The 7273-nt window shown below is 64.5% G+C and carries 4 protein-coding genes; all 4 read right to left on the bottom strand.

Features of this window, described 5'->3' with window-relative positions; translation table 11 throughout:
- Nucleotides 1-97 precede the first annotated feature (97 nt).
- The 4 genes from metG to serA all read right to left on the bottom strand — a co-directional run bounded on the left by metG (nucleotide 98) and on the right by serA (nucleotide 7060).
- On the bottom strand, nucleotides 98-1657 hold the full coding sequence (metG, locus tag ACH488_RS04455; protein WP_397322511.1) for a methionine--tRNA ligase: 1560 nt from the start codon (nucleotides 1655-1657) through the stop codon (nucleotides 98-100).
- 35 nt (nucleotides 1658-1692) lie between these two features.
- Nucleotides 1693-2448, bottom strand: a complete 756-nt coding sequence (locus ACH488_RS04450) for an ABC transporter ATP-binding protein (RefSeq protein ID WP_397322510.1) — start codon at nucleotides 2446-2448, stop codon at nucleotides 1693-1695.
- The gene (locus ACH488_RS04445; RefSeq protein ID WP_397322509.1) at nucleotides 2445-5255 is read right to left on the bottom strand and encodes an FtsX-like permease family protein; all 2811 of its coding nucleotides are present in this window, start codon (nucleotides 5253-5255) and stop codon (nucleotides 2445-2447) included. The genes ACH488_RS04450 and ACH488_RS04445 overlap by 4 nt, the downstream gene beginning before the upstream one ends.
- Before the next feature lie 209 nt (nucleotides 5256-5464).
- Entirely contained in the window at nucleotides 5465-7060 is a 1596-nt protein-coding gene (gene serA, locus ACH488_RS04440) for a phosphoglycerate dehydrogenase (protein WP_397322508.1), read from the bottom strand.
- Nucleotides 7061-7273 lie beyond the last annotated feature (213 nt).

Below are 7273 nucleotides of genomic sequence, written 5' to 3'. Positions count from 1 at the left end.
CAAGCGACAGAGCGTCAAAATCATGCCGGAGCCGGCAGGCCAGCACACCCATATCCTGCACCAGGAAACAGGCTACGAAAAAGGTAACGAGCGTCGGTCAGGCCTCGGCCGGTTCCTCGTAGCGCGGGAACACCGGAGCGGGAGCCGGAAGCTCCGTGCCGGCAACGATCGGCGTGGCGATGGCGGCAAACTGGCGCGCCTCGCCTTCGGGCTGGCCAAGCACCTCAAGCAGCTTGGCGGACGACGACGGCATGACAGGCTGGGCGAGGATCGCCACGATCCGCACAACTTCCAAAGTGACGTAGAGGACCGTGTTCATGCGCTCCAGGTCCGTCTTCCGCAGCACCCACGGCGCCTGCTCGGCGAAGTAGGCATTGGTGTCACCCAGCACGGTCCAGATGGCTTCGAGCGCACGGCTGAACTCCTGCTTCTCGAAGGCGCCGCGGGCCGTTTCCAGCAAGGCGCCCGCTTTGGCCAGGAGGGCCTGGTCCTCGGCGGTGAAGTCACCGGGAACAGGAACCTTGCCGTCGCAGTTCTTGGCCACCATGGACAGCGAACGCTGGGCCAGGTTGCCGAAGTTGTTGGCGAGGTCCGAGTTCATGCGGCCCACGATCGCCTCGTGGTTGTAGCTGCCATCGGCGCCGAACGGGACTTCACGAAGGAAAAAGAAGCGGCACTGGTCCAGCCCGTACTGCTTTACGAAGTCCTGCGGTGCCACCACGTTGCCGAGCGACTTGGACATCTTGACACCGTTGTTCGTCAGGAAGCCGTGGATCATGACGCGCTTAGGCAACTCCAGGCCGGCACTCATGAGGAACGCGGGCCAGTAGATGGCGTGGAAGCGGGAGATGTCCTTGCCGATCACGTGGACATCAGCCGGCCAGAACTTCTTGAAGGATTCGGAGTCCACGTCCGGGTAGCCCGCACCGGTCAGGTAGTTGGTGAGGGCATCCACCCAGACATACATGACGTGCTTCTCGTCGCCCGGAACCGGAACACCCCAGTCGAACGTGGTGCGGCTGATGGACAAGTCCTCAAGACCGCGCTTGACGAAGCTGATGACCTCGTTGAACCGCGACTGCGGTGCCCCGAACTCGGGCTGTTCCTCGTACAACGCCAGGAGTTTTTCCTGGTAGGCGGACAGCCGGAAGAAGTAGCTCTCCTCCGCAGTCCACGTCACCAGGGTGTCGGTTTCCTTGGAGTAGCGCAGGCCGTCTTCCTTCACCACAGTGTCGTCCTCGACGTAGTACGCCTCATCGCGGACGGAGTACCAGCCCTCGTACTTGGAGAGGTAGATATCGCCGTTGGCTTCCATCTTCTTCCAGATGGCCTGCGACGCCGCATAGTGGTCCGGGTCCGTGGTCCGGATGAAGCGGTCGTGGGAGATGCCCAGGTCCTTGCTCATCTGCTTGAAGGCAGCGGAGTTCCGGTCGGCCAGTTCCTTGGCAGTGAGGCCCTCCTTCTCGGCGGACTGCTGCATCTTGAGCCCGTGCTCATCGGTGCCGGTCATGAAGAACACTTCATGGCCGTCGAGGCGCTTGAAGCGCGCCATGGCATCAGTGGCGATGACCTCGTAGGCGTGCCCGATGTGCGGCACGCCGTTGGGGTAGCTGATGGCCGTGGTGATGTAGAACGGGGATTTCTCTGCAGACGTCACTCTAAGAAGTTACCTTTATTTTCGGTGTGGAGAAGCTAGTTAAGCTCGGTCAGCGTATCGCTGAGCCGGACCAGTTCATGGTCGTGTGACGCCACGAGTACCGCGATGCCGTCGCTGGTGGTGTCCTTGAGGATACCGATGATGCGGTTGGCGGCGGCGCGGTCAAGGCTGGCTGTGGGCTCGTCCACCACCAGGACGCGCGTGCCGAGGATCAGCGCCCGGGCAATGGCAACGCGCTGGCGCTCACCGCCGGAGAGCTGGGCCGGGCGGTGGCGCATGCGGCGACCCAGGCCCACCAGGTCCAGGAGATCCTTGGCCATCTCGGTGCGCTGCTCCACTTCGCCGTCCGGAACGGCAGGCAGCAGGACGTTCTCCAGTGCGCTCATGCCGTCGATCAGGGCACCGCCCTGGTCCACGTAGCCGATGAGTGCACGACGGCGGTCGGCGATTTCGTCGTCGCCCATCGCTTCCAGGGACGTGCCCTCCCAAAAGACCTTGCCCGACGTCGGGAGCGTCAGTCCGGCGCTCACGGTCAGGATACTGGTCTTGCCGGAGCCGCTTCGGCCGGCGATGCAGTGCATCTCACCGGCGTGCAGCGTGAGGTTGAAGTCATCGACGACGTCTACTTCCTCGGCCCCGCCCTTGTCGCCACCGTAGTGGATGGTGACACGGCTCAGCTCCAGCGGAGTGGCGTGGTCGGCGGCCTTCACGATCGTGTTGGCGCGCGTCTGCAGCGACTCGTCCGTGGATTCCGGGGTCGCCGTCAGCTCGGGGTTGGGAGTCTCAGTCATTTGACTACTTTCGTTGCAATCGGAATCCAGCAAATTACGGCCAGCAGACCGGCCAGCCCGGCCCACAAAGCCGCGTAGGGAGCAAGGAGCAGACCCAGTCCCAGCGCGCCAAGGACGCCGAGGGGAAGGGCCACGGTGCCCACGAGGGCGTTTTCGAAGAAGCGGACCTGGCCCAGCATGTCAGGGTTCCAGCCCATGGCACGCAGGGTACCGAGGTACTCACGCTTGGCGTGGAGCTCGAACCGGCCGGTGACCAAGGTCAGCAGCAGGCCCACGAGCACACCGAACACTGCCAGGATCACACTGGGCAGGGCCACGCTCGCTGCCGCCAGGCCGCTGAGTGCACTGGCGCCTGCGGCGCGGGGAATATCGATCAGCAAGGCGATCAGCGCACCCACGGCGGCACCGAAGACGCCCACGGCCACGGCCAGCGAGATCGAGTTGAAGCGGTTGGTGGTCAGCTGCCTGTTGGCGAACGTCAGCGGCGAATCCACGGTGACGAGTCGTTCGTCATGCTGGGGTTCCTGGTCCACTACAACGCGGTGGCGCAGTTGCCGCGCGGCGAGGAACGCAGCGCCCGCATAGATGATCAACATGGTGATCGAGACGATGACGGTGGCGAGGTTCCAGCTGAGCAGGCTCAGGATGATGCCGGCCGCAGCCAAGGCAGCCGCGCCCACCGCGAACTCCTCAAGGACCCAGGACCGGATACGTTTCTGCGTCCACCCCATGGCCCGGAGGATGCCGGCTTCGCTCCGGCGCTGCCGGATGTAGCTGACCGTCGACGCACCCGTGAGCAGCGTGGCGCCGAGCAGGGTCAGGAAGAGAAGGGTGACGTTGGTGCCCGTCAGGGAGCCGGACACGGCGTCGGCGGCATCCTGCCGGACCCACGACTGCTGGACGGTGCCCAGTGCCGATTCCTTGCCGGAGTCGTCCTTGCTGTAGCCGGGGACGAAGATGTTGGCGTCTTCACGCGCCGAGCCTGCAACCACGGTGGCTTCGAGTCCGAGCTCGCGGATCTGGGCTGCGAGCTTCTCAACCTCGGGCTGCGCCTGCTTCCAGTTGCCCGTTGCGTTGGCACGGACGCGGATGGCGTCGATGACGTTGGCGTTGGAGTCGTAGCCGCGGGCTGCGGCCAGGCCGTAGTAGTCGGTGATGGCACCGGCGGACTGGCTCACCAGGCCTGTTGCACTCAGGGAAGGCTTCAACTGCGTGCCGTCCACATCCTTGCCCTGGGCATCCTTGGTCAGGGTCATGGGCGCGGGATCGTAGCCACCGAGCGGAAGCTTGTTGACATCGCCGGCGGCTGCCTGGACATCCGCGGGGTTGAAGGTTCCGTACACCATGGGCATGGGCGTGGCCGGCTTCTTGCCGGTGGCGAGGTCTTCCCGGTAGGAGCGTTCGTCGACGGGCTTGCGCTGGGTCTGGTCCACGGCTGCGCCGAATGACGACTTCTCGGGCAGGCGGTTGACCGTGACCCAGTCCCCCGGCGTGGCTGACTTGTCCGAGGCGCCGTTGGCGGCCTGGTCGCCGTCCTTGTACTTGGGTGCAGCGGCGAAAGCCGCACTCCACGTAGCCGGATCGTAGAGGCCCTGGCCGAAGGAGGCCGTGCTGCCAAGCAGCTGGCTGTGGTCGGTGGAGCCGGGCCATTCCAGTGCGAAGGGTGCCTTGGAAACGAACGGCAGGTAGTCCTTATCCAGGGAGCGGGAAACCGTACCGACGTCCTTGACCACCTTGCCGGACGAATCGATTTCCTCGATCTTGACCGAGTACTGCAGGTCCAGGGACGTGCCGGAGCGGACAATCAGCGGGATGGCTTGGGAGTCGTCCGTCAGGAGTCCGTCGCGCTTTGCCTGCTGGTACTGGGTCATGAGCGGAGCCCAGTACTTGAGCTTCACGCCGAGGAAGTCAGGGCCTTCCTCCAACTGCTGCATGCTCAGGCCCGTGGTGAACAGGCTTTCGAAATGGCGGCCGATCGCCCCGGCGTTGCGGGCATCCGCCGGCGGAGCCTTCTCCAACGGCGCCAGGAAGTCGCCCGCGGAGCCCAAGAGGGCCCTCTCCGAGGCGGGGTCAACCGCGACGACGGACTCTGTCACCTCAGGTGCCAACGGGAGGGCCACTGAAAGGTTGAAGAGGTTGTGCTCCGAACCAAGGGCCGGGGCCGGGAACTTAATGCCCGTCTCGCCATCGGGTCCGGCGATCCGGACGTTGGAGCCGCCGGTGGTCTGTTCCTGCACCAGGCGGCCCTTGCCCAGGGTGCCCTCGGCGCTGGTCTTGAACAACGTCTGCTGGTTGACGCCGTCGGAACTCGTGGCCGTGGCCGTCAGGCGGTACTTCTTGGGGGTGTCAGACAACACCGATTCAGCGGCAGGCCATTTGCTGGAGTCCATGGCGGACGGATCGCCTGCCGTGACGGCTCCGGCGAGACCGGCGTTGTAGCCGAGGTAGTCCATGGCATTCAGCCGCGGCGCCTCAAGGTTCTGGGAGACACGGGAGACCAGGCTGATCGGGGCAGCCACGGACGTTTGGCCCATGGCACGGATCTTGTCCAGCTGGTCGAAGCTGATGCCGCCCTGGCCGTTGGCGATTTCCGGCTGGATCAGCGCACCACCCTCGCCGTCCTTGGCCTGGTCAGGCTTTGCCTGGACCAGGATGTCGTACAGACCGCGCGAGTTCTCGTCCACGGTCCGGTTCAGGGCCGCCTGCGACTGGCTCTGGACGAGGACGGACAAGCACATCGCGACGATCAAAATGGCCGCGGTCAGCAGCAGCACACGGCTTCTGATGAACCTTTGGACGGCGTTCATTGGGCTCCCTGAGACCTTGATTGCGGGCGCGCACACATGGACCCTGACCCCTCGAAAACACAAAGGAATCCCGGGCTGTATGTGCAAAAAGTAGTGGCCGGCCTGCTGCCGGGTCCGAATCCCGGACCCAGCCATTGTAAGCAGACCGGCCACGCAAGCGTGTCAGAAGTGTGTCTCCACCACGCCAAAATCAGCTTTGAGGATGACCCCTAGTCCTCCAGGTCCACTTCGCGGACCATGTCCGCTCCGATGCCTGCCTTGATGGCCTCGAGCACCTGCTGCGGGACCGAGCTGTCGATGGTCAGGAGCGCCAGGACCTGGCCGCCTTCGGTCTGTCGGGCAACCTGCATGCCGCCGATGTTGATGTTGTTCATGCCCAGGATGTGGCCGATGGTGCCAATGACGCCCGGACGGTCAGCGTAGGCAACAACCACCAGGTGCTCGCTGATGGGAATTTCGACGTCGTACCCGTTGACGCCTACCAGCTTCTCCACCTGCTTGGGGCCGGTCAGGGTACCGGCCACGGAGATCTGGGAACCGTCGCTGAGTGCGCCACGGATGGTCAGGACGTTGCGGTAGTCCTCGGCATCCGGCGTGGTGATCAGGCGGGTGTTTATGCCGCGCTGCTCGGCGATGACGGGTGCGTTGACGTAGGAAACCTGCTCGGTGACAACATCGGCGAACACACCCTTGAGGGCGGCGAGTTCCAGGACCTTGACGTCCAGGGCGGCGATTTCACCGGCAACCTCGACGTCGATCTGGGTCAGGGAAGCGTGCGTCAGGGCGGTGAAGATCCGGCCGAGCTTTTCGATCAGCGGGATGCCCGGGCGGATGTCGCTGGCAATGACGCCGCCGGCCACGTTCACGGCATCCGGGACCAGTTCGCCGGCCAGGGCGAGGCGGACCGACTTGGCCACCGAGACGCCGGCCTTCTCCTGGGCTTCGTCCGTGGAGGCACCAAGGTGCGGGGTCACCACAACGTTGTCGAGTTCGAAGAAGGGCAGGTCCGTGCTGGGCTCCTTGACGAAAACGTCAACGCCGGCGCCGGCAATCTGGCCTTCCTTCAAAGCGGTGTAGAGGGCTTCCTCGTCAACCAGGCCACCACGGGCCACGTTGATCACATACGCGGATTCCTTCATCTTGCGGAAGGCGTCAGCGCCCAGCATCCCAACGGTCTCAGGCGTCTTGGGCATGTGGATGGTGATGAAGTCCGCGTTTGCCAGGAGCTCGTCCAGCGTGACCAGCTTGACGCCCAGCTGCGCCGCACGGGCAGCGGTGATGTAGGGGTCGTAGGCGAGGATCTCGGTGTCGAAGCCCTGAAGCCGGGCAGCCACGAGGGCACCGATGCGGCCCAGGCCAATGATGCCGATCTTCTTCTCGAACAGCTCGATGCCCGTGTACTTGGAACGCTTCCATTCGCCGTTCTTCAGCGCGGAGCTGGCCTGCGGGATGTGGCGTGCCAGGCTCAGGATGTGGCCCACCGTCAGTTCAGCGGCGGACACAATGTTGGAAGTGGGAGCGTTGACCACCATGACGCCGGCCTGGGTGGCGGACTTGATGTCCACGTTGTCCAGCCCCACGCCTGCACGGGCGATGACCTTGAGGTTCTTCGCGGCGGCGATGGCTTCGGCATCAACCTGGGTGGCCGAACGGACCAGGATGGCATCGACGTCGGCAATGGCGGACAGCAACTGGGAGCGGTCGGCGCCGTCGGTCTGGCGGATCTCGAAATCCGGGCCCAATGCCTCGACTGTGGCGGGCGAAAGTTCCTCGGCGAGGAGGACGACGGGTTTGGTGGCTGACACGGGGTGGCACCTTACTTTGGACAACTTGGGAACAGTACTGGACAAGGAGCGGATGCGTGGCCCGGGCACGACGCCGGGACCTGCCCAGAATATCGAATCAGGGCCGCTAAGCCGGTGCCCGGTTGGGGATGTTACGGGCAGGCCGGGCCTGTTGTGAACAAGTTCACAGCCCGCCGTTGGGAGCCGGAGGGCGGGTAGAACGGGCAATGCCCG

It is taken from the genome of Paenarthrobacter sp. NPDC018779 (assembly GCF_044391085.1).
Lineage (GTDB): Bacteria > Actinomycetota > Actinomycetes > Actinomycetales > Micrococcaceae > Arthrobacter.
Note: the sequence above shows the minus strand (reverse complement) of the source record. Positions and strands in the feature narration are given on the sequence as shown.